A 20530-nucleotide genomic window follows, 5' to 3' on the forward strand; every position below is an offset into this window, starting at 1 on the left:
GACCGCATGCCGATGACCGACCTCGCCTCCGCCAGCTGGACCGACGTGCAGCAGCACATCGCCTCCGGCCGCACCCTCGCCGTGCTGCCCTTCGGGGCCCTCGAGCAGCACGGGCCGCACCTCCCGCTCTCGACCGACACGATCCAGGCGGCCGGCGTCGCCGAGCGCATCGCCCGGCACTACGAGGCCCTGCTGCTGCCGGCCGTGCCGTACGGCGAGACCTGGGACAACGGCGGCTTCCCCGGCACGATCTCCCTCGCCGCCTCGACCGTCACGGCGATCTGCCGCGACATCGGCCTGTCGGCGCAGTCGTTCGGCGTGACGACGCTGGTCATCGTGAACGGCGACTACGGCAACCGGGCACCCGTGCACGCGGCCGCCCGAGAGCTCTCGATCGGGGGCTTCGACACGCTGGTGCTGGACTATCCGGGGCTCGCCGAGATCGGTGACACCGCGAAGGAGACCGCCTGGGCGGCACCGGGTCTCTGCCACGCCGACGAGATCGAGACCTCGATGGTGCTGGCCCTCGAACCGCGGCTCGTGCATCCGGACCGCTTCGTCGCGGCCTACCCCGAGCTTCCCGCCGACTTCGGGCGGCGACCGATCCGCTTCGACACGCTCTCACCGAGCGGTGTCTTCGGCGACCCGCGGCCCGCGACCGCCGAGAAGGGCGAGGCGATCATCGCCTACGTCGTCGAGCGCTCGATCGAGGAGATCGACGGGCACCTGGCCGCGATCTCCGGTTGAGCGAGGCAGAGCGGATGCTCGCCCGCCCTACTCGTTCGGGAACGTCAGCGTCGCGAGCCCTCGGGCGCTCGCGTTCGGCCGCCGCTCGAGCGCCGGCGACAGCAGCTCGACCAGCACCACCTCGGTCGGATACTGCACCACCCCCGACAGCACGTGCCCCGAGTGCGCCCGCGCCGAGTCGCCCTTCGCACCGACGGAGGCGTGCAGGTGCACGAGCGGCCCGTCGGATCCGCGCGCGACGGTCGCCGTGCCGTGGCCCTCGCAGTTGCGCACGGTGATCGACTCGGGCATCGGCTCGTCCTCGTCGGCCGGCGGCTCGCCCGCCCCGATCAGCGTGAGCTCGCGGAAGGCGCCTAGGAACACCGGCACGTAGCCGTCGGTCACCCCGAAGCGGAGGCACGCCTGCACCAGCGCCTCGAGCACTCCGTCGCCCGGCTCGAGCACCACGAGGATCGTGCGGCCCGTGACCGCTTCGCTACCGAACATCCGTCGATTCTCGCAGGTGCCGGTGCCCCGTCCCGTCCACCCTGTGGCGGAAGGCGCCCCCGCCGCCCGCCCGCTCGGTCGTCATCCGCCGGTGGCTAGGGTGGTGCCAGCGCCGCCGAGGCGCTCGAACGAGGGGAACCCGATGGACGGCACGCTCGAGGGCATCATGGTCTGGAACGGCGAGCGGATGCTCGGGCCGTCGCGCCTCGCCTGGACGACGCCGGGCGGCCACGCCCCCGACCGCATCACCGGGCTCGCACCCGCCGACGACCGCCACCCGGGGCTCAGCGTCATCCCGGGACTCATCGACACCCACGTGCACCTCGACACGAACGTGCTCGACGGATCGGGCCCGGGCGACGCCTGGCCGCTCGTCACCCCGCCCGAGGAGAAGGCGCTGCACGTGGCCGCGCACACGCTGCGCTTCGCGGCCCACGGCGTGACGACGCTGCGCGACCTCGCCGCCTCGTCCGTGCAGATCGCGGTTGCGCGCGCCCTGGACCAGGGCGTGCTCGAGGGCCCCCGACTGCTCGCGAGCGGGCCCGTCGGCATGACCGCCGGCCACGGCGACTTGTTCACGCCGCCGCGCGTGCGCGACCGTCCGCCGGTCGCCGACTCGCCCGACGAGTGCCGGCGGCTCGTGCGGCAGTGGGCGCGGGAGGGCGCGACGGGCATCAAGCTCTACACCAGCGGCGGCATCTTCTCGATGGGCGACCAGGTGGGCTGGCGCAACCAGACGCGGGCCGAGATCGCGGCGACCGTCGACGAGTCGCACGCGCTGGGGATGCTCGTCGCCGCCCACAGCCACACGGCCGAGGGCATCGCGATCGCCCTCGAGGAGGGCGTCGACTCGATCGAGCACGGCACCGGGATGACCCGGGAGCAGTTCCCGGCGCTGGTCGCGGCGAACATCCCGGTGAGCCCGACTCTGCTGATCAACGATCTGGTCGCGGCCGGTGGTCCGGGCATCCGCCCCGAGGCCGCCGAGAAGGCGCGGGCGGTCGTGGCCGGACGCGACGAGGTCTTCCGCGAGGCCGCCCGCGCCGGAGTGCGCTTCGTGCTCGGCACGGATGCGAACGGCCGCTTCGTGCGGCACGGCGGCCAGCTCGACGAACTGAGGGCGATGAGCCGGCTGTTCGGCTGGGACGCCTCGCGAGCCCTGGTCGCCGCCACCTCGGACGCCGCCGACGCGCTCGGCCTCGGCGACCGGATCGGGCGGCTCGCTGAGGGGCACGCCGCCGACTTCGTCGTCGTGCGGGGCCGCCCGTGGGAGGACCTCGACGCGCTGGCGCCCGACCGCATCGTCGCAGTCGTGGCGCGCGGACGCGTGCTGGCAGGCCGCCTGCCCGACGCCTGACCCGGCTACCGGGCGCCAGGCGATCTCGTCGACCTACGGGCTAGACCCAGAAGTTCTCGTGCACGACGGCCGCCTCGTCCTCGAGGTGCGGGCCCGAGACCTCGATGCGGCGCTGGCCGCGGGCGAAGACCTCACGGCAGGGGAGCGAGAAGGTCGGGTTCTCGGGGTGGTCGCCGGTGAGCTCGAGCAGCCGGTGCTCCGAGAGGGCGTAGACGACGCGGTCGACGCCCGTCCAGTAGACGGCTCCCGAGCACATCGCGCACGGCTCGGCGCTCGTGTAGAGCGTGCTGCCGGCCATCCCCTCGGCGCCGAGCCGGCGGAACGCCAGCGCGACCGCGCGCAGCTCGGCGTGCTGGGTGGGGTCGCCGGTGGGAGGGAGGGAGTCGTTGCCGGCCTCGGCCACGATCGTGCCCGCGGCATCGGTGACCAGGGCGCCGAAGGGATGGCGGCCCGAGTCACGGGACTCCGCTGCGACGCGCAGGCTCTCCCGCAGCAGTCGGGTGTCGGTGTCGTTCACGGGTGCCTCCACATGTACACAAGACGGTTTCTCGGATCACGGCGAGTGTAGACGAACCGCGGTATTACGACGAAGTGTTACGGCGGCGTTACGGTCCTGCTACAACTCCCGTACAACTTGTGAACAAGTCGCAGCGGGCGGTTAGCCTGCTGGAACACCGCGGCTCCGACCGTGCCGCTGCCTCCCCGAAAGGTCAGAATGCTCCACTCCGACGCATCTCCCGCTCGAATCGACGAGCAGGAGATCCGGCTGCTGCCGAAGGCCGAGGTGCACGTGCACCTCGAAGGCACCTTCGCGCTCGGAGACATCCTGCGGCTCGCGAAGGAGAACGGCGTCGCCCTCCCCGGCCCGGCCGCCACGATCTTCGACGTCAGCACCCACGACGGCTTCACCCGCCCCGAGGTGAGCACCGGCGGCACTGAACAGGGCGTCGGCGGCGCGGGGCTGAGCGGGTTCCTCCGCTTCCTCGACTGGCAGTGCGGACTGGTGCGCAGCGCCGAGCAGGCCGCGCGGGTGGCGTACTCCTTCGCCGCACGCCAGACGGCCTCGGGCGTGCGCTACTCCGACGTCATCGTCAACCCGACGCACTGGAACGCCTGGCGCGGCCGCGAGATCGCCCTGCTGGAGGCGCTCGCCGCCGGCTTCGACGAGGCCGAACAGGACGGCCTGGGCTCCGCGAACATCGCGTACTCGCTGCTCCGCGGCCAGAGCGCGGCCGAGGCCGAGCAGCTGATCGGCGATCTCGTCGACCGGCGCCCCGCCCGGGTGGTCGCCGTGAGCGTCGATGGCGACGAGAAGGCCAGCGGCCGCACCGGCGAGAAGTTCCGCGGCGCCTTCCGTCTCGCCGAGTCGGCGGGGCTCCGCCGCACGGTGCACGCGGGGGAGTCGAGCGGGCCGGAGGGTGTCTGGGACGCCCTCGACCTCCTGCACGCCGAGCGCATCGACCACGGCGTGCGATCGATCGAGGATCCGGCCCTCATCCAGCGGCTGATCGACGACGACATCCCGCTCGGCGTCTGCCCCCGCTCGAACGTCACGCTTGGCCTGTACCCCGACTGGGCCGCGCATCCGCTGCCCAGGCTCGTCGAGGCCGGCGTGCGGGTGACGCTCAACACCGACGACCCGGCACCTCTCGCCTGCACCATCGACGAGGACTGGGCCGTCGCCGCCGAGGTCTACGGCTTCGACCGTGCGCAGCTCGCCCGCTTCGCCGCCGAGTCCATCCGCGCCTCCTTCGCCGACGACGACCTCAAGCGCGAGCTGCTGGCCGAGCTCGAGGCGCTGACCCCTGCGCTCACGGCCGCGGTGCCCGGGGGCACGCCATGACCGTGCTTTCGACCGGCGCCCTGCGACCGGCGGCCTTCGCCCTGGGTCTAGTCGCGATCGCGGTCGCCTCCGTCGTGGTGCTGGCGGCGGCCCCGTCGCGCGCAGAAGCGCCCGTGGCGGCAACTCCCACCGCCACGTCCGCCGCCACCCCGCCGGCCGCCGCCGCCCCGGCCGACGGCTCCGCCGTCGCGCTCGCCCCGCTCCTCGCCACCTGGCCCGACGCCTACCGCGTCACCGGCACCAAGTCCGAGCCCCTCTACGTCGAGCACATCACCTCCACCCGCACCGGCGACGACTACGCCCTCACCATCGACGTCGTGGCCCAGGGCGACAGCCCGCTCGGCGTCCAGTCGAGCTCGGTGCACCTCGACGCCGACGGCACGGTCCGCTGGGTCGACGGATGCACGAAAGCACCCGACCGCTGCGCCGACGACCCCGGCCTCCGCGGTTTCCTGTCCCAGGCGGCGCTGCTCGCGGCCGAGCGCCGGGGAGGGTTGCCCGAGTGGGGCGTCGCCAGGACGCTGCACGGGCATCCGGTCGTCTGCGTCTCGGACGCCGCCCTGCACCCCCTCGACCCGCCCACCGTGGTGACCCTCGACCCCTGCTTCTCGACCGCGACGGGCGCCCTGCTCGGTCACTGGTCGAGCGACAGCGACGCCTTCGTCGGACCGACCCTCGCCGAGGGCCTGGTCGACGAGGCCCGCTGACCCGCGCCCCGGCGCGCCGCACCACCCGCCCACCGCACCACGCAGCACCACCCACCCCACCGCCGCACCACCCCACCCCTGCACCGCCTCCCCGAAAGGACCACCATGAGACGCCGCGCCTCCCTCCTCCCGGCCGCCGCCCTGATCACCGTCGCCGGACTCGCCCTCGCGGGCTGCAGCTCCGGCTCGTCGGCCTCGAGCGACTCCTCCACCCCTGCCGCCGACGACGTCATCAAGGTCGGTGCCCTGACCCCGGGCAACACGAACGACGGCGCCTTCAACCAGTCGCTGGCGGATGCGCTCGAGAAGCTGAAGGACGAGGGGCTCATCGACTACGAGCTCCGTGACCAGATGAGCGACCCGGCCGAGAGCGAACCGGTCATCGCCGACTTCGCCAGCCAGGGCTACGACCTGATCATCGGCCACGGCATCGAGCTCGGCGACGCCGTGTTCTCGGTCGCCGAGACCTTCCCCGACGTGAAGTTCACCGCGTCGGGCGGCCCCGACATCCTCGAGAAGTACACCGACAACGTCGAGACCTGGACCTACAGCACCCCCGAGGTCGGCTACCTCTCCGGCTACATCGCGGGTGCCACCGGTGCCTCGCCGATCGGCCGCGTCGAGAGCCTGGAGCTCGACTTCGTCACCGCGACCGACGCCTTCTTCCAGCAGGGCGTGACCGCGGCGAACCCCGCGGCCGAGTTCCTGCCGGTCGTCTACGCCGGCAGCTTCGACGACGCCCAGGCGGCCGCCGCGGCGACCACCGGCCTGATCGGTCAGGGCGCGAAGCTCGTCTACACGACCGGTGACGGCATCGCCGCGGGTGTCGGCTCGGCCGCCGCCGACGGCGGGGTGCTGAGCGTCGGCGTGTCCTCCGCCGGAGGCGACGCCGCCCTGGCGAACAACGTCTCGACGGTCGACCTCGACATGTACCCGATCGTCAAGGCCTGGGTCGAGGAGGTCGCCGACGGCGGCTTCGGCGGCAAGGGCGTGACCTCGACGCTCGCGAACGGCGGCATCGTCTTCGACCCGATCAACGACGTCGGCGGAAAGGTCCCCGCCGAGGCGGCGGCCAAGGTCGACGAGGTCATCGCAGGCATCAACGACGGATCCGTCACGATCGGCTGATGACCATCTCACCCCAGGAGTCGGGCCGCGTCGTCGAGGCGCGGTCCGTCTCCAAGAGCTACGGCCCGGTTCGGGCGCTGCACGACGTGTCGATCACGGTGCGCCCCGGCGCGGTGCACGCCCTGGTCGGCGAGAACGGGGCCGGCAAGTCGACCCTGGCGAAGGTGCTCGCGGGCATCGAGCCGCCGACGAGCGGCACGATGACCCTCGGCGGGGCGTCCTACGCCCCGCGCGACCGGGCCGAGGCCAAGCGCCGCGGCATCAACATGGTGCCCCAGCAGCTCAGCCTCGTGGGGGAGCTCAGTCTCGTCGAGAACTACCTCGTCGTCGGCTCGCGGCCGTTCGTCAACCGGCGGTCGGCGCGCTCCCTGCTCGCCGCGACCCTCGACCGGGCCCGCGTCGAGGTCGACCTCGACGCCCCCACCTCCTCGCTCACCCACTCCCACCGGCAGCTCGGCGAGATCGTGGTGGCGTTGGCCGAGGGCGCCCACACGCTCATCCTCGACGAGCCGACGGCGAGCCTGGGGCCGCTCGAGGTGGGCGGGCTGTTCGAGCACCTCCGCTCGCTCTGCGAGCTCGGCACCGCGATCGTGCTGATCACCCACCGCCTCGACGAGGTGCGCCAGGTGGCCGACGACCTCACGGTGCTCTCGCACGGCCTCGAGGTGCACCACGGCTCGGCGACCGGGCTGCAGCCGGCCGAGATCGCTCGGCTGATGGTGGGGGAGCTGCCCGAGCTCGCCCCCCGCGCAGCCCGGGCCCGCGGGGCTGTCACACTGCGGGCCGAAGCCGTCGTCGCCCGGTCGACCCGCGACGCGGGCCTCGACGGGGTCGACCTCGCAGTGCACGCGGGGGAGGTCGTGGGCCTCGCAGGGGTCGCCGGCAGCGGGCAGAACCTGCTGCTCGACGTGCTCGCCGGCTTCGTGCCGCCGCGCTCCGGCACGGTGACGCTCGAGGGCTCCCGCACCGTCACGATCACCGGCAGCCGCGCCTCGACGGCTGCCGCCGAACGGGGCGGGGCGACGGCGAGCACTCTCCGGGCCGCCGGCCTCGCCTGGATCCCGGAGGACCGCCGCGACGCCGTCGTGCCCGCCATGAGCCTCCGCGAGAACCTCGCGGTCTACTCCAGCGCGCGGGGCGGGCGAGCGGATGCGCGGGCACCCGCCCAGGGCTCCGCCGACGCGTCGGCACCCGCAGCCCGCCTCGCGGCCTTCGACGTGCGCCCGGCCCGCCCCGAGCTCCTCGCGGCCGGCCTCTCCGGAGGCAACCAGCAGAAGCTGCTCGCCGCGCGCGAGCTCGGCGGTGCCTCGACCCCGGCCGTGGTGCTCGCCTACGGGCCGACCCAGGGCCTCGACCTCCGAGCGGCCCAGGCGATCCGCGAGCGTCTCGTCGACCTCGCCGCCGACGGCGCCGCCGTGCTCGTCGCCTCGCACGACCTCGAGGAGGTGCGCGCGGTCGCCGACCGGATCGTGGTCATGTTCGGCGGCCGCATCGTCGCCGACCTCCCCATCGCCGAGGCCTCCACCGAGCGCCTCGGCCGCGCCATGGCGGGCCTCCCCGCCGACGACACGCCTCTTCCCACCCTCCCCGAGGAGCCCGCACCATGACCGAGCTGACCGACCTCTACCCCACGGCCGCCGAGCTCGGCCGCCTGCGGGCCGTCGCCTCCGGCACCGAGCGCCCCGACCTGATCGTCCGCGGCGGCCTCGTGCAGTCGCCCGGCACCGAGGAGTGGCTCGAGCGCGACGTCGTCGTCGCCGGCCGCCACATCGCAACCCTGACCCCCTGGAACCACGTGCCCGCCGGCCCGGACGTCGAGGAGATCGACGCCACGGGCTCCCACGTAGTGCCCACCTTCATCGACGCCCACCTGCACATCGAGTACACGAACCTCACCCCGGGCGAGCTCGCCCGCCTCAGCGTCGCCCGCGGCACCGGCACCGTGCTGACCGACCCGAACGGCGCCGCCAACGTCTGGGGCGCCCGCGGCATGGACCTCCTGCTCAGCACCGGCACCCCGCTGCACGTCTTCCAGCAGGTCTCGCCCACGACCCCCGCCTCGCCCACCCTGGAACACGGCGGTGCGGTCATCCCCGAGGAGGTCGTGCGAGCCCGCCTCTGGGACCCGGTCACCACCAACCTCGGCGAGGGCAACCCCTTCGACTACGGCGAGGTATCCACCGGCCGCTTCCGCGAGGCGCTAGTCGCCGGCCGCCGCATCACCGGCCACACCGCCGCCCAGACCGAGGAGTCGCTCTGGGGCTACCTCGCCGCGGGTGTCGGCGACGACCACAACTCCGCGACCGTCGACGAGGTGCTGGAGCGCGTGCGCCTCGGCGCGATGATCACGATCATGGGAGCCTCCCTCACCGACAACACCGTGCCGATCTTCGCCGACCTCGACCGGGTCGCCCCCGCGCTCCGCAGCCTCTGCTTCTGCGCCGACGACAAGCACGCCCTCGACCTGCACACCGAGGGGCACATCGACCACCACGTCCGCCAGGCCATCCGCTTCGGCGTCGACCCGCAGCTGGCCTACCGCATGGCCACCACGCAGCCCGCCGCGTACTACCGGCTCGATCAGGTGCTGGGGCTCCTCGCCCCGTCGCGCCTGGCCGATCTGCAGATCATCCCCGAGCTCGCCGAGGTGCGGCCGTCGGTGGTCGTCGTCGAGGGCCGGGTGGCCGCCCGCGACGGCCGGGCACTGTTCGAGAACGACGATGAACTGCCGGACTGGGCATCCGGAACCGTGCACCTGCCCGAGGTGCTCGACCCCGCGATGTTCGCCGTGCCCGCGAGCGGCGACGAGGCCCGCGTGCGCGCCATGGCGATGTACAAGGGCTATTTCAAGCGCGAGTTCGAGGCCGAGCTGCCGGTCGTCGACGACCTGGTGCAGACCGACCCGTCGGCCGACGTGCTGAAGATCGCGGTCGTCGACCGGCACCACGGCTCGGCCGAGACCGGCATCGGTTTCGTGCAGGGCTTCGGGCTTCGGGAAGGTGCCGTCGCCATCACCATGAACTGCCCGAACATGAACATCGCCGTGGTCGGGGTCGACGACGCCGCGATGCTCCGAGCCGTCGAGGAGCTGCGCACCATGGGCGGCGGCTTCGTCACGGTCGACGGCAGGGGCGAGGTGGTCGGCCGGGTGGCCCTGCCCGTCGGCGGCATGATGAGCGCCGCCCCGTTCGAAGAGACGGCGGATGCCCTGCAGCGCGCCCACGCCGCCACCCACGCCCTCGGCTGCCGCATCCCCTCGCCGTACATCATCCTGTCGTTCGTCGGCCTCTACGTCGTGCCCGACCTCGGGCTCACCGAACTCGGACTGATCGACACCGCGTCGCAGGCCTTCGTCGACGTGCTGCTGCCGGGAGCCGTCGACCGGTGCGGCTCGTGAGGGCTCTCGACCGGCAGCGGTGGGTGCTGACCGGGGCGGTCGTCGTCTCGATCATCTTGATCGCCGGCGCGCTGATCGTGTTCGCCGGTGCCGACCCGCTGCTCGGGCTGCAGGGTCTCGTCGAGGGCGTCTCGAGCTCGCCCTACCGCATCGGCGAGGTGCTCGTCGGGGCGGTGCCGATCGGCATCGTGGCGCTGACGCTCATCCCCGCGCTGCGGGCCGGGGTGTTCTCGGTCGGCGCTGAGGGCCAGATCGTGGTCGGCGCGATCTTCGCGACCGCCGCCGTCTTCGCCGTCAACCGGATGCTCGACGGCGGTGCCCCCGCCCTGCTCCTCTGGGTCGCGGGCTTCGTCGCCGGTGCCCTCGGCGGCGGGCTGATGGCGCTGCTGCCCGCGTTCCTCGCCGTGCGCTGGCGGGTGAACGAGATCCTCAGCACCCTGCTGCTGAACTACCTCGCCGCCGGGTTCCTCGGCTGGACGCTCCGCACCTGGCTCGCCACCGAGGCCGAGACCGCCACCCCGCAGAGCGACGAGCTGCCCGAGGCCGCGAGCCTGCCGAGCCTCATCCCCGGCACCCGGGCGCACTGGGGCATCCTGCTCGTCGTCGTGCTCGCGGTCGTGTTCCTCGTCTGGCAGCGGAGCGCGGCCAGCACCCGGCTGAGCGTGTTCGCCAGCCGGCCGAAGCTCGCGCTGCGGCTCGGCGCGACCCGCAGCCGCACGGTGTACTCGACGATGCTCGTGTCGGGGCTCGGCGCGGGAGTGGTCGGCTGGATCCAGGTGGCCGGGGTCAACGACCGGCTGCTCAGCTCGGTGTCGGGCGGGGTGGGGTTCTCGGGCATCGCCGTGGCGCTGCTCGGGGCGCTCGCGCCGATCGGGATCGTGGCGGCCGCTCTGTTCTTCTCGGCGCTCACCGCCGGGGCCGTGGGCATGCAGTCGGCGACCGGCACCGTGCCGTCGTCGATCGCCGAGGTGATCAAGGGGGTGCTGCTGATGGGGGTGGCGTGCATCGCCGCCTACCAGCGGCGGCCGGCGGCTGTCGTGGCGCCCACCGAGCCGGTTGTGGCGGATGCGCCCGCCGAGCCCGTGGCGACGGCCGAGGCCGAGGAGGCGCGCGCATGAGCGTCGAGCTGTGGGTCGCCATCATCGCCGGCGCGCTCGCCCTGGCGGCGCCGCTCGTGCTCGCCGGCATCGGCGAGGGCTTCGTCGAGCGGGCGGGCCGGATCAACCTCGGCATCGAGGGAATGATGATCATGGGCGCCCTCACCGGCGTCTGGGCCGGAAGCCTCGCGGGCCCGCTCGCCGGTCTCGTCGCCGGCCTCCTGGTCGGCCTCGTGCTGGCCGTCGTGATGAACCTGCTCGTCTACCGGCTGCACGCCAACGAGATCGTGATCGGGCTCGGCATCACGATGCTCGGCCTCGGACTCAGCACCTACCTCTATCAGCTGTGGGTGCCGTCGGGTCAGACCAACGTCGCCGTCGCCACGGTGCCCCGCGTCGACCTCGGGCCGCTGAGCGAGCTGCCGGTGGTCGGCCCCATCCTGTTCGGGCAGAGCCCGCTGGTCTACCTGGCCGTCGTGCTGCTCGTCGTCGCCTGGGCCGTGATGCGGTTCACCCGCTTCGGCCTCGCGGTGCAGGCCGTGGGAACCGACCCGGCCTCGGCCGCTCTGCGGGGCGTGCGGGTGGAGCGCACGGGCGCATCCGCTCTGCTGATCGGCGGGGCGCTCGCCGGGCTCGGTGGCGCGGTGATCACGGTCGGTACCATCGGCTCGTTCACGCCCGACATCACCGCCGGTCGCGGGTACATCGTGCTGGCGGTCGTGATCATGGGCCGCAGCCGCCCGATCGGCATCGCACTGGGTGCGCTGCTGTTCGCGTTCCTGCAGAGCTTCGCGCTGCTGTCGCAGTCGACGTCGCTGCAGCTGCCCAGTGAGCTCTATCAGTCGCTACCGTACCTGGTGACCCTCGTCGTGCTCGTGATCACCTCGCGCAGCCAGATGCGACGGCTCTTCAAGACAGTGAGGCCTGCATGACCAGTGACAGCCAGCGCGTGCTCGCGGGGGTGCTGCGCTTCGTGCGCGACGCCGCCGCGTCCGGATCGACCCTGCCCGGCGAGGTCGAGATGGCCGAGCGCCTCGGCATCACCCGCAAGCAGGTGCGCGACGTGCTCGCCTCGCTCGAGCAGCAGGGCATCGTGCTGCGCCGGCAGGGCGCCGCCACCGAGGTCGACCCGGTGGCCACGCGGATGAGCGTGCGCTTCGAGGATCAGCTCGAGTACAGCACCCTGCTGCGGCAGCTGGGGTACGAGAGCACCGTCGAGGTGCTGTCGATCTCGGACGTGCTGCTGCCCAAGGAGAGCGCCGGACTGCTGATGACCGAGACCGGCCGGCCCGCCGCCCGGATCGTGAAGCGCTGGCGGGCCGACGGCTCGGTGGCGATGCTCTCGTTCGGCACGATGCCGCTGCCGTTCCCGCGGGCCGAGGTCGACCTCGGCGACTCCATCTACACGGCCGTCAAGCAAGTCTGGGGCGAGGCGATCGCCTGGGAGATCACGACCCCGTCGGCCGAGGTGCTCGGGGAGGAGGATGCCGAGCTGTTCGAGCATCCGGTGGGCACACCCGTGCTGACGCTCGACATCGTGGGGCTCGGGCTGAGCGGGCGGCGGCTGTTCCACGCGCGGGAGCTGCACGACCCGAAGACCGTGTCGTACTCGATCATGCGCACCATCCGGCCGCCGCAGGTGTTCTCGACGGCGCGGTACCAGTTCTAGGGTCGCCTGCTCCACTCTTTTCTTCGTCGTCCCCCCTCGAAAGGAACTCTCATGCTCCGTCGCCCCTCACCGGTCGCCGTGCCCTCCTCGGAGGAGGCCTGGATCGAGGTCGCCACCGCGCTCGCCGCCCGCTTCGCCGCGACGGTCGCCGCCGACGACGAGTCGATAGGGCTGCCCCTCGCGCACCTGCAGGCGATCTCGGACAGCGGCCTCGACACGGCCTTCCTCCCCGTCGAGCACGGGGGAGAGGGGCTGTCGTACGCCGCCCTCGCGCAGGTGGTGCGTCTCTTCGCCGCCGCGCATCCGGCCGTCGCGGCGGTGTGGCTGATGCACATCGGCGCTGCGCACGGGCTCGTGACCATGTCGCCGCCGCCCGCCGCCGCGTTCTTCGCCGAGAGGCTGCGCGCCGGAGACCGCTTCTCGAATGCGCTCTCGGAGCCCGCGGGCGGCAACCACTTCCTCGCCTCGCAGCAGGACGTCGACCCGATCGACGGCGGCTGGTCTCTCACGGGCCGGAAGCTCTTCGTCTCGGGCGTCGAGGTCGCCGACCATCTGCTGCTCAACGTGCGCATCGACGGCGAGCCCGCGTTCTTCGGCGTCTCCCGCGATTCGACGATGAGCCTGCCGCCGATCGACCAGACCATCGGCATGCGCGCCACCCGCAGCCGCAGCATCGTGTTCGACGGCACCGTGCTGCCGGCCTCGCGCCGCTGCGGTCCGCCGCCGGCCGACTACGCGAACCTCATCACGGTCGGCTTCGCCTCGCTCTCGATCGGCATCGCCGAGTCGGCGGTCGACGCTCTGGTGACCTCGGCCACGACCCCCAAGGGCCCTGCCGGTGCTGTGCTGGCTGACGAGCAGTGGGTGAAGGCCGAGACCGGGATGCTCTGGACCGAGCTGCGCGGCGCCGCCCTCGTGGCGGAGCAGGTGGCCTGGCTCGCCGACCGCCGCGATCCGCTCGCGATGGCGGCCGCCACCGAGGCGAAGATGCTGGCGAACGAGGTGGCGAAGAAGGCGGCCGCGCTGGCGCTCAAGGTCGGGGGCGGGGGAGCGTACCTGGCGCGCTCGCCCATCCAGCGGATCTTCCGCGACGCGCAGGCCGGGGCGCTGATGGCGTACTCGGTGCCGTTCAGCGCCGAGGTCGTGGGGTCGTGGGTGCTCGCGTCACGCTGACCGCCCCGCCGGTCGGCTGCCGCTACAGTGGGGCCTCATGGCGTACCCCCTCGTGAACCCGCCCGTCGGCAGTGTCGAGGAGCTGGAGGCGGTGGTCGGCACCGCCATCCCCGCCATCGCGAACAAGGTGCGCGACCGCCTCGACGACCACGACCGCGCCTGGATCGCGCAATCGCCCCTCGTCTTCATCGCCACCTCTGACGCGGCCGGCCGGCTCGACGTCTCGCCGAAGGGCGACCCGGGGTCGGTCGCGCTCGTCCTCGACGACACCACGCTCGTGATCGCCGAGCGTCCGGGCAACCGCCGGGCCGACGGCTTCCGCAACATCCTGCAGAACCCTCGGGTCGGGCTGCTCTTCGTAGAGCCCGGACGCAGCGAGACCCTCCGCGTGGCCGGCCGGGCCCGCATCGCCCGCGACGAGCCGTTCTTCGACCGCCTCGTCGTGCGCGGCCACCGCCCGACGCTCGCGCTCGTCGTCGACGTCGAGGAGGTCTTCCTCCACTGCGCGAAGGCCTTCGCGCGCTCGCAGACCTGGAAGGCGGAGCACTGGGCCGAGCATCCGCTGCCCGCCTACGCCGCGGCCGGCAACCTCTACCGATCCACCCCGTGACCTCTGCCTGACGGAGGCGCAGCCTTCTACTTCAGCAGGCGGGAGAGCACCCGGTCGGCGAGCGGCTTGCCGCCCGTCTGGCAGGTGGGGCAGTACTGCAGGCTCGAGTCGGCGTAGGTGACCTGGCGGATGGTGTCGCCGCAGACGGGGCAGGCTTGCCCGGTGCGGCCGTGCACCGCGAGGCCCTGCTTCTTCTCGGCCTTCAGCTCCGACGCCGCGAGCCCCTCCGCCCGGGCGATCGCCCCGCGCAGCGTCGATTGCATCGCTCCGTAGAGCAGCGCCGTCTCGTCGGCGGTCATGGCGGCGGGCTTGAACGGCGACATCTTGGCGGCGTGCAAGATCTCGTCGGAGTACGCATTCCCGATGCCCGCGATGGTCGACTGACTGCGCAGCACGCCCTTGATCTGTGCCCGACCCGCCTGTTTCAGGATGCCCGCGAACACCTCGAGAGTGAAGCCCTCGCCTAAGGGGTCGGGGCCGAGCCGGGCGATGCCCGGCACCTCCTCCGGCGACCGGACGACGTAGATCGCGAGGCTCTTCTTCGTGCCCGCCTCGGTGAGGTCGAAGCCGGTGCCGTCGTCGAGCACGAGCCGCGCCGCCAGGGCTCCGCGCCCGGGTCTACCGCTGGGTGGCGGAGGCGGAGCATCCCGCCACCTGAGCCAGCCCGCCCGCGCGAGGTGGGTGATGACGTGCAGCTCACCGCCGTCGGCGCCCCGCAGCACGAAGTCGAGGAACTTGCCGTGCCGGTCGACCCGCTCGACCGTGCTGCCCGCGACCGCCGACACGGGCGGGTCGAAGGTCTTGAGCGCGGCGAACGACACCGGCTCGAGGCGCTCGACCAGGCGCCCCGCCAGCCGGCCGTTCAGGTCGACCGTGAGGGCATGGACTTCAGGCAGCTCCGGCACGCCTCCAGTCTCCACCCGGCCGCCGACATCGGACCAGAGGCAGTGGCGAGCGGCTCGGAGACGCCGACGAGCGACTCAGGGCAGGATGCGCAGCGTGTTCGACGGGTCGAGCTTCTGCATCAACGCCGCCATGATCCCGTCGAGCTGCTCCACCTGCTCGTCCGAGAGCAGATCGATCACGTGCTCCCGCACAGTGGCCACGTGCCCGGGGGCCGCGGCCACGACCTTCGCGCGCCCCTCGTCGGTCAGGTGCGCGTTGGTCGCCCGCCGATCGCCCGGGCAGGGCATCCGCGACACGAAACCACGGGCCTCGAGGCGTGACACGACGTGGGAGAGGCGGGGCAGCGTGCTGTTCGTCGTGGCGGCGAGGGCGGTCATCCGTAGCACCTGATCGGGCGACTCGGACAGCTTCGCCAGCACCACGTACTCGAAGTGCGTGAGCGACGAATCGCGCTGCAGCTGCGAGTCGAGCACGGTGGGCAGCAGCTCGACGACGGCCTCGAAGCGGATCCACGCGCGGAGCTGATCGGGCGTCAGCCAGCGCACCTCGTCCATGCCCTCAGTGTACGTCTCTTGTCGCGACAACCTTGGCGTCCACCGCGCGCGACCGGCAGGGACGGGTGCGGGTCACGATCCCGACAACGACACAAGCTCCCACTGCCGAACCTGCCCCGGCCGCGTCGTGTCGCACGTCGACAGCAGCGGCACCGACAGGTGCTCGGCGAGCTCGACCACGACCGGCCCGTCGTCGCCGCCGAGCGTCACGACCCACCGCGCCCCCGGCCCCTCCACCCCGTTCCAGTGCTCGTCGAGCGGCGCGAACGCCTCGAGCCGGTCGTCGCCGGTGGCCTCCCGCGCGAAGTGCTGCGCCGCCTGCACCGGATGCGTCAGCGCGCTCCGCCCCCGGTAGAACTCCTCGACGACCCGCCCCTCGGTGTACGCCGCCGCCACGGCAGCGGCATCCCCGTCGTCGACCCGCCCGTAGTACAGCCCGTGCGGGAACAGCACCATCGTGCCGGCGAACCGGTCGCCGCCGAGATGCGAGCACTCCCAGGTCTCCTCGGGATACGCCTCGGCCAGCCGCGTCGCCACCTGCCTCCCGCGCACCGCGCAGCACCGGTCATGCCGCCCGTGCGCGCACACCGCGAAGAGCGGGCGATCGGATGCGCGTCCCGCCGACCCGTCGAGAGGAACCTCGAGCAGCTTCTCGGGCGCATCCACCTCACCCCACCGGATGCCCTCGTGCCCCGGCCGCGAGTCGACGAACGCCCATCGCCACGACGTCTGCGCCTCGAGCCGGGACGGGTGCCGCCCCGTGCGCCGGATCGCCAGCGGCCGGAGCCCCGCGCTCTCGATGCGCGTGACGAGCGCCCGCCCCAGCTCGGCGTCGAACGGTGGATCGAGCAGCGCCCGGGTGCCCCACCCGCTCGACACCTCGACCAGGAACCACTGCAGCCCGCGCGACCCGGTGGCGAACAGCGGATCGTCGCGCTCGCGCGAGCGGTCGCTGCAGGGCGCCCACTCCTCGGGCAGCGTCAGGCCGGTGGCGGGGAGACCGGTCGCGGGCAGCGCGGTGGCGGTCACGCAGGAACCAGGACGCCCTCGCGCAGCAGTCGCCTCACGACGACCACGGCGCTGGCGGCGTCGAGCCCCGGCAGCTCACCTAGCGCGAGCTCGCCGCCCTCGTGCAGTCGACGCACCGCAGCCTCGGCCTCGGCCGGCAGCGTGACGGTCTTCGTGGAGGTGCGGATGCGCACACTCGCCCCGTCGTCGCTGAGGTCGACAGCGGCGTGCAGCGAGCCGCGCCACCGGACGCGTGACGACTCGCCGAGGGCCGCTATGAAGTCGACCGTGGCGAGCGGGGACACCGGTTCGGGGCGCGTGGCCGAGGCGAAGCGGGAGGTGAGGCTCTTCGACACGGTGACGACCGCATCCGCCTCGCCATCAGTGCCGGCCATCTCGGCGAACGCCTGCTGCACGGCGGCGAGGGTCTCGTCGACCACTGTCTTCAGCGCCGCGGGATCGGAGAAGTCGAGCCCCGCCGGCAGCGACGACCGTAGCGCCGCCACGTCGCCGAGCGACCCGATCAAGGCCTGCACCACGTCGGCGCGCGTGTAGGCGGCCACGCCGATGGTGAGGTGCACGCTGGTGCCGCCGAGCGCCTCGGCTGAGTGAATCCACCCGCGCGGGAGATAGAGCGCGTCTCCCGGCTGGAAGACGGCATCGATCACGGGCTCGTGCGTGGCGGCCTCGGCCACCTCGGCGCGGTGATCGCCCCAGGGCTGATCGCGCAGGGGGTCGACGTGCACGGGCGCGTGGATGCGCCAGTGCTTCTCGCCCGCGATCTGCAGCACGAACACGTCGTGCACGTCGTAGTGGGGGTCGAACCCGCGCGAGGAGGCGGGGGTGATGTAGGCGTTCACCTGGATCGGATGCCCGAGGTCGTCGACGAGGCGCCGGGTGAAGTCGATCAGCGGCGGCCAGGTGCGATGCAGCCCCTGCAGCACGATGGTCGCGCCGGCGGCGAACTCCTGGAGCACCTTCTCGGGACTGACCTGGTCGCCGACCTCGGCGCCGAAGCCGCCGGGCGCGGTGTACGTGCCGGGGGCTAACACCGAGCCCTCGTGCGCCATGCGGATGAACGGCGTCCGGAGCCCGCGCGAACTCACGAGCTCGTCGACCGCGGCCTCGGTCATCAGGTCGGTGAACCCCTCGGGCAGATTCTCAGCCCTCGAGAGCAGGGGCTTCAGCCCCCAGAACTCCCGGTCGAACTCCTCGGGAGCGACCGAGATGCAGCGGGAGAGCGCGGGCCGGACATCCGACCCGCGCTCGATCTCGATCGTCACGCCGAGCCGTCGGCCCCGCCATCGTGGCCGTCGGCGTTGGCGCCGCCGTCAGCGGTGCCCTCGCCCTCGTCGGCCGAGCCGTCTGCTCCGCCGTCGTGGCCGTCGGCGTTCGCGCCGCCGTCTGCGGTGCCCTCGCCGGCCGAAGCCGAGCCGTCGGCCCCGCCGTCGTGGCCGCCGGGGTTCGCGCCGCCGTCAGCGGTGCCTTCGCCGCCGCCTGCGCCCTCGGTGGTGATGTCGTCGTCGTTGATTGCCATGGGTTTCTCCAATCGCCGGCGATAGCTGCCGTCGCTCTCCAACCTACGCCGCACCCCCGACGCCCGACAGGCCCCGCCCTCCGACCCCCGTCGAAACTTCAAGCCCGTGCGAAAGACGTGGTGCGCTAGAATTCTGTACATGGCTGTCATCCCCGTCGCCGAGGCCCGCGCGAACTTCTCCAAGATCGTCGAGTCGGCCTCGACCACCCACGAACGATTCGATGTGACGCGCAACGGCGCGCGGGCCGCCGTCATCCTGGGCGCCGACGACTACGACTCGCTGATCGAGACCGTCGAGATCCTCGGTGACAGCGAGACGGTGGAGGCCATCCGTATCGGCCTCGGCGACCTCGCCGACGGCGAGACCCGCTCGGCCGACGACGTCCGCGAGGCGATGCGTCGCGCCGGGCGGCTCCCCGAGTGACATTCGAGGTCCGCTTCACGCGCGCCGCATCCCGGGCACTCGCCGAGCAGTTGCCCGAGAAGATCGCGGCGGCGGCGTTCGAGTTCATCATGGGCGCTCTTCGCGAGAACCCGAAGCGGGTGGGCAATCAGCTGCGGGAACCCCTTCACCCGCTCTACTCGGCGCGCCGCGGTGAGTATCGCGTCATCTACCGCGTGCTCGATCAGCAGGTCGTGATCGAGATCGTGACGGTCACCCACCGGCGGGACGCGTACCGGCGGTAGCCAGCTCGCCGGGCCGCAGCCGGGTCACCTGGAGATCTGTACAGTCGCCATCATGACGAACGACTCCGGGGCCCTCTCGATCGCGATGCTGCCACCCGAAGCCGCCGAGGACGAGGCGCTCGTCGGGCGGCTCGTCGGGATTGTCAACGCCGCGTACGCCGTGGGCGAGGCCGGGATGTGGGTCGCCGGCACGAGCCGGGGGAGTGTCGAGGAGCTGCGTGGGCTCATCCGGGCATCCGAGATCGTGGTCGCCCGGGTGGGCGATCGAGTGGTGGGGTGCGTGCGGGTGCACCGCCTCTCCGAGACCATGTGGGGGTTCGGGATGCTCGCTGCCGCGCGCGACGCGCACGGCACCGGCGTCGGGCGCGCCCTCGTCGCCGCCGCCGAACAGCTCGCGCGGAGCGCCGGGGCGTCCGAGATGCAGCTCGAGCTGCTCGTGCCGGGCGACCGCGTGCAGGAGTCGAAGGTGCGGCTCGCCGCGTGGTACTCGCGGGCCGGCTACCGCGCGGTGGCTCACCGGGACTTCGCCGAGGACTTCCCCGAGCTCGCCACCTCGCTCGCGGTCGCCTGCGACTACCAGATCTGGCGCAAGCCTCTCTCGCGGGGTGACTGAGTTTTCACTGGAGCGCGCCGAGGACGGCCCGGGCGGTCTCGGCGACCACCGCGTCGTCGTAGTCGGCGTCCGGATCGGTCTTCGTGGTCAGGATGCTGAGCAGGATGCGCTCGCCGCCGGGCGTCGTCACCACCGCGATGTCGTTGCGGATGCCGCCCGCGCCACCCGACCTGTCCGCGACCACCCAGCCGTCCGGCACCCCGGCGCGAATGAGTGCGTCGCCGGTCGCGTTCCCCGACATCCACGCGAGGAGGGTGTCGGCCACCGACTCGTCCTTCAGCAGCGCCTGCAGCGAGGTGGTGAACGCGGCCGGGGTCGTGGTGTTGGCGTCGCTGCCCTCGGTGACCGTGTTGAGCTCGGGCTCGTAGGAGCTGACCACGGTGGCGTCGTCACCGAGGCTGCGGAGGAACTGCTGCAGAGCATCCGGCCCGCCCACCGCCTCGAGCACGAGGTTCAGTGCGGTGTTGTCGCTCTGGCGCACGGCGGCCTCGGCGAGCTGCTCGAGGGTCAGGCCGTCAAGGAGGTGCTCGGCGGTCACGGGGGAGTAGCCGGTGGTGTCGAGGTCGTCCTGGGTCCACGTGACGGTCGCCGACCGCTCCGCGGGGGTCGTGGTCCCGAGCAGCAGGCCGGCGGCGAACACCTTGAGCGTCGAGGCGTACCCGAACCGCTCGTCGGCGCGGTACGCGACGGCACGGCCGTCGGCGGAGAGGGCGCTGACGCCGACCCGCACGCCGTACTCGGCCTCGATGGCGGCCAGCGGCCCGCTCACGTCGATCGCGGGTGCCGGAACCTGCGTTGAGGCCGGCACCTTCGTCGACTCTGAGGCCGACGGAGCCGTCGTGGTCGCCGAAATCGGAGCCGCCGACGGGGCGGAGCCGCACCCAGAAAGGGGAAGAGCGACCACGAGCAGAGCGCCCGCGGCGACGCGCGCAGTGATTCGGGGCATGCCCTCCAGTCTGCTCGATGTGCGATGGTAGACGGAGCCGCTGCTGCCAGTGCTTGATTTACCCG

The 20530-nt window shown here is 72.7% G+C and carries 23 protein-coding genes; 15 read left to right on the forward strand and 8 right to left on the reverse strand.

The genetic code is table 11. The annotated features are described in order from the left end of the window. Window positions 1-6 precede the first annotated feature (6 nt). A complete protein-coding gene (locus HQQ85_RS16510) occupies window positions 7-747 on the forward strand; it encodes a creatininase family protein (protein WP_173183588.1) in 741 nt (246 codons plus the stop codon). 27 nt (window positions 748-774) lie between these two features. On the opposite strand, the gene HQQ85_RS16515 is transcribed toward HQQ85_RS16510, so the two are convergent. Then, on the reverse strand, window positions 775-1233 hold the full coding sequence (locus HQQ85_RS16515; protein ID WP_173183589.1) for a PPC domain-containing DNA-binding protein: 459 nt from the start codon (window positions 1231-1233) through the stop codon (window positions 775-777). 142 nt (window positions 1234-1375) lie between these two features. On the opposite strand from HQQ85_RS16515, the gene HQQ85_RS16520 reads away from it, so the two are divergent. Further along, the gene (locus HQQ85_RS16520) at window positions 1376-2590 is read left to right on the forward strand and encodes an amidohydrolase family protein (RefSeq protein WP_173183590.1); all 1215 of its coding nucleotides are present in this window, start codon (window positions 1376-1378) and stop codon (window positions 2588-2590) included. 40 nt (window positions 2591-2630) lie between these two features. Here the strand turns inward: HQQ85_RS16520 and HQQ85_RS16525 are convergent, their stop codons facing one another. Continuing rightward, complete coding sequence (locus HQQ85_RS16525) at window positions 2631-3107, reverse strand: nucleoside deaminase (protein ID WP_371741939.1); 477 nt, start codon at window positions 3105-3107, stop codon at window positions 2631-2633. Between the two features lie 198 nt (window positions 3108-3305). On the opposite strand from HQQ85_RS16525, the gene add reads away from it, so the two are divergent. From add to HQQ85_RS16575, 10 genes are all read left to right on the forward strand, one after another. Further along, on the forward strand, window positions 3306-4433 hold the full coding sequence (gene add, locus HQQ85_RS16530) for an adenosine deaminase (RefSeq protein WP_173183592.1): 1128 nt from the start codon (window positions 3306-3308) through the stop codon (window positions 4431-4433). Then, complete coding sequence (locus tag HQQ85_RS16535) at window positions 4430-5140, forward strand: hypothetical protein (RefSeq protein ID WP_173183593.1); 711 nt, start codon at window positions 4430-4432, stop codon at window positions 5138-5140. Before add ends, HQQ85_RS16535 begins: the two co-directional genes overlap by 4 nt. A gap of 105 nt (window positions 5141-5245) precedes the next feature. Next, complete coding sequence (locus tag HQQ85_RS16540) at window positions 5246-6268, forward strand: BMP family protein (RefSeq protein WP_173183594.1); 1023 nt, start codon at window positions 5246-5248, stop codon at window positions 6266-6268. Continuing rightward, window positions 6268-7875 (forward strand): ABC transporter ATP-binding protein, encoded by a 1608-nt coding sequence (locus HQQ85_RS16545; protein WP_173183595.1) that lies wholly within the window; start codon window positions 6268-6270, stop codon window positions 7873-7875. Before HQQ85_RS16540 ends, HQQ85_RS16545 begins: the two co-directional genes overlap by 1 nt. After that, entirely contained in the window at window positions 7872-9665 is a 1794-nt protein-coding gene (locus HQQ85_RS16550; protein WP_173183596.1) for an adenine deaminase C-terminal domain-containing protein, read from the forward strand. The genes HQQ85_RS16545 and HQQ85_RS16550 overlap by 4 nt, the downstream gene beginning before the upstream one ends. After that, window positions 9662-10783 (forward strand): ABC transporter permease, encoded by a 1122-nt coding sequence (locus tag HQQ85_RS16555; protein WP_173183597.1) that lies wholly within the window; start codon window positions 9662-9664, stop codon window positions 10781-10783. Before HQQ85_RS16550 ends, HQQ85_RS16555 begins: the two co-directional genes overlap by 4 nt. Next, window positions 10780-11694, forward strand: coding sequence for an ABC transporter permease (locus tag HQQ85_RS16560; RefSeq protein ID WP_173183598.1), 915 nt, complete (start codon window positions 10780-10782; stop codon window positions 11692-11694). The genes HQQ85_RS16555 and HQQ85_RS16560 overlap by 4 nt, the downstream gene beginning before the upstream one ends. Continuing rightward, entirely contained in the window at window positions 11691-12431 is a 741-nt protein-coding gene (locus HQQ85_RS16565) for a GntR family transcriptional regulator (RefSeq protein WP_173183599.1), read from the forward strand. Before HQQ85_RS16560 ends, HQQ85_RS16565 begins: the two co-directional genes overlap by 4 nt. 51 nt (window positions 12432-12482) lie before the next feature. Further along, window positions 12483-13604 (forward strand): acyl-CoA dehydrogenase family protein, encoded by a 1122-nt coding sequence (locus tag HQQ85_RS16570; protein WP_173183600.1) that lies wholly within the window; start codon window positions 12483-12485, stop codon window positions 13602-13604. 37 nt (window positions 13605-13641) lie between these two features. After that, window positions 13642-14214 carry an MSMEG_1061 family FMN-dependent PPOX-type flavoprotein gene (locus tag HQQ85_RS16575; protein WP_173183601.1) on the forward strand — a complete coding sequence of 191 codons (573 nt, stop codon included), beginning with the start codon at window positions 13642-13644 and terminating at the stop codon, window positions 14212-14214. 26 nt (window positions 14215-14240) lie between these two features. Here HQQ85_RS16575 and HQQ85_RS16580 read toward each other — a convergent pair whose 3' ends face one another. The 5 genes from HQQ85_RS16580 to HQQ85_RS16600 all read right to left on the reverse strand — a co-directional run bounded on the left by HQQ85_RS16580 (window position 14241) and on the right by HQQ85_RS16600 (window position 18219). Further along, window positions 14241-15119: an Fpg/Nei family DNA glycosylase gene (locus tag HQQ85_RS16580; protein ID WP_173183602.1), complete on the reverse strand. Its 879-nt coding sequence runs from the start codon at window positions 15117-15119 to the stop codon at window positions 14241-14243. 75 nt (window positions 15120-15194) lie between these two features. Then, window positions 15195-15674, reverse strand: a complete 480-nt coding sequence (locus tag HQQ85_RS16585) for a MarR family winged helix-turn-helix transcriptional regulator (RefSeq protein ID WP_173183603.1) — start codon at window positions 15672-15674, stop codon at window positions 15195-15197. Window positions 15675-15746: 72 nt separating this feature from the next. Beyond that, on the reverse strand, window positions 15747-16703 hold the full coding sequence (locus HQQ85_RS21705; RefSeq protein WP_216851769.1) for a sucrase ferredoxin: 957 nt from the start codon (window positions 16701-16703) through the stop codon (window positions 15747-15749). Further along, window positions 16700-17965: a cupin domain-containing protein gene (locus tag HQQ85_RS16595; protein WP_371741940.1), complete on the reverse strand. Its 1266-nt coding sequence runs from the start codon at window positions 17963-17965 to the stop codon at window positions 16700-16702. The genes HQQ85_RS21705 and HQQ85_RS16595 overlap by 4 nt, the downstream gene beginning before the upstream one ends. Further along, complete coding sequence (locus tag HQQ85_RS16600; RefSeq protein ID WP_173183604.1) at window positions 17962-18219, reverse strand: BatC protein; 258 nt, start codon at window positions 18217-18219, stop codon at window positions 17962-17964. Before HQQ85_RS16600 ends, HQQ85_RS16595 begins: the two co-directional genes overlap by 4 nt. A gap of 139 nt (window positions 18220-18358) precedes the next feature. Between HQQ85_RS16600 and HQQ85_RS16605 the strand changes: the two genes are divergently transcribed. From HQQ85_RS16605 to HQQ85_RS16615, 3 genes are read left to right on the forward strand one after another with little or no spacing between them, the layout of a single operon-like run. Then, window positions 18359-18643 (forward strand): type II toxin-antitoxin system Phd/YefM family antitoxin, encoded by a 285-nt coding sequence (locus HQQ85_RS16605; protein WP_173183605.1) that lies wholly within the window; start codon window positions 18359-18361, stop codon window positions 18641-18643. Continuing rightward, entirely contained in the window at window positions 18640-18906 is a 267-nt protein-coding gene (locus tag HQQ85_RS16610) for a type II toxin-antitoxin system RelE/ParE family toxin (protein ID WP_173183606.1), read from the forward strand. The genes HQQ85_RS16605 and HQQ85_RS16610 overlap by 4 nt, the downstream gene beginning before the upstream one ends. Before the next feature lie 52 nt (window positions 18907-18958). Next, window positions 18959-19519: a GNAT family N-acetyltransferase gene (locus HQQ85_RS16615; protein ID WP_173183607.1), complete on the forward strand. Its 561-nt coding sequence runs from the start codon at window positions 18959-18961 to the stop codon at window positions 19517-19519. A gap of 4 nt (window positions 19520-19523) precedes the next feature. On the opposite strand, the gene bla is transcribed toward HQQ85_RS16615, so the two are convergent. Further along, window positions 19524-20465 carry a class A beta-lactamase gene (bla, locus tag HQQ85_RS16620; RefSeq protein WP_173183608.1) on the reverse strand — a complete coding sequence of 314 codons (942 nt, stop codon included), beginning with the start codon at window positions 20463-20465 and terminating at the stop codon, window positions 19524-19526. Window positions 20466-20530: the final 65 nt, after the last annotated feature.

The sequence above is a fragment of the Herbiconiux sp. VKM Ac-2851 genome (genome assembly GCF_013205105.1).
Taxonomy (GTDB): domain Bacteria; phylum Actinomycetota; class Actinomycetes; order Actinomycetales; family Microbacteriaceae; genus Herbiconiux; species Herbiconiux flava.

What these genes read in the sequence shown, in the direction of transcription:
- HQQ85_RS16510 (WP_173183588.1), top strand. Translation starts at nt 7, where the DNA reads ATGCCGATGACCGACCTCGCCTCCGCCAGCTGGACCGACGTGCAGCAG.
- HQQ85_RS16515 (WP_173183589.1), bottom strand. Translation starts at nt 1,233, where the DNA reads ATGTTCGGTAGCGAAGCGGTCACGGGCCGCACGATCCTCGTGGTGCTC.
- HQQ85_RS16520 (WP_173183590.1), top strand. Translation starts at nt 1,376, where the DNA reads ATGGACGGCACGCTCGAGGGCATCATGGTCTGGAACGGCGAGCGGATG.
- add (WP_173183592.1), top strand. Translation starts at nt 3,306, where the DNA reads ATGCTCCACTCCGACGCATCTCCCGCTCGAATCGACGAGCAGGAGATC.
- HQQ85_RS16535 (WP_173183593.1), top strand. Translation starts at nt 4,430, where the DNA reads ATGACCGTGCTTTCGACCGGCGCCCTGCGACCGGCGGCCTTCGCCCTG.
- HQQ85_RS16540 (WP_173183594.1), top strand. Translation starts at nt 5,246, where the DNA reads ATGAGACGCCGCGCCTCCCTCCTCCCGGCCGCCGCCCTGATCACCGTC.
- HQQ85_RS16545 (WP_173183595.1), top strand. Translation starts at nt 6,268, where the DNA reads ATGACCATCTCACCCCAGGAGTCGGGCCGCGTCGTCGAGGCGCGGTCC.
- HQQ85_RS16550 (WP_173183596.1), top strand. Translation starts at nt 7,872, where the DNA reads ATGACCGAGCTGACCGACCTCTACCCCACGGCCGCCGAGCTCGGCCGC.
- HQQ85_RS16560 (WP_173183598.1), top strand. Translation starts at nt 10,780, where the DNA reads ATGAGCGTCGAGCTGTGGGTCGCCATCATCGCCGGCGCGCTCGCCCTG.
- HQQ85_RS16565 (WP_173183599.1), top strand. Translation starts at nt 11,691, where the DNA reads ATGACCAGTGACAGCCAGCGCGTGCTCGCGGGGGTGCTGCGCTTCGTG.
- HQQ85_RS16570 (WP_173183600.1), top strand. Translation starts at nt 12,483, where the DNA reads ATGCTCCGTCGCCCCTCACCGGTCGCCGTGCCCTCCTCGGAGGAGGCC.
- HQQ85_RS16575 (WP_173183601.1), top strand. Translation starts at nt 13,642, where the DNA reads ATGGCGTACCCCCTCGTGAACCCGCCCGTCGGCAGTGTCGAGGAGCTG.
- HQQ85_RS16585 (WP_173183603.1), bottom strand. Translation starts at nt 15,674, where the DNA reads ATGGACGAGGTGCGCTGGCTGACGCCCGATCAGCTCCGCGCGTGGATC.
- HQQ85_RS16600 (WP_173183604.1), bottom strand. Translation starts at nt 18,219, where the DNA reads ATGGCAATCAACGACGACGACATCACCACCGAGGGCGCAGGCGGCGGC.
- HQQ85_RS16605 (WP_173183605.1), top strand. Translation starts at nt 18,359, where the DNA reads ATGGCTGTCATCCCCGTCGCCGAGGCCCGCGCGAACTTCTCCAAGATC.
- HQQ85_RS16615 (WP_173183607.1), top strand. Translation starts at nt 18,959, where the DNA reads ATGACGAACGACTCCGGGGCCCTCTCGATCGCGATGCTGCCACCCGAA.
- bla (WP_173183608.1), bottom strand. Translation starts at nt 20,465, where the DNA reads ATGCCCCGAATCACTGCGCGCGTCGCCGCGGGCGCTCTGCTCGTGGTC.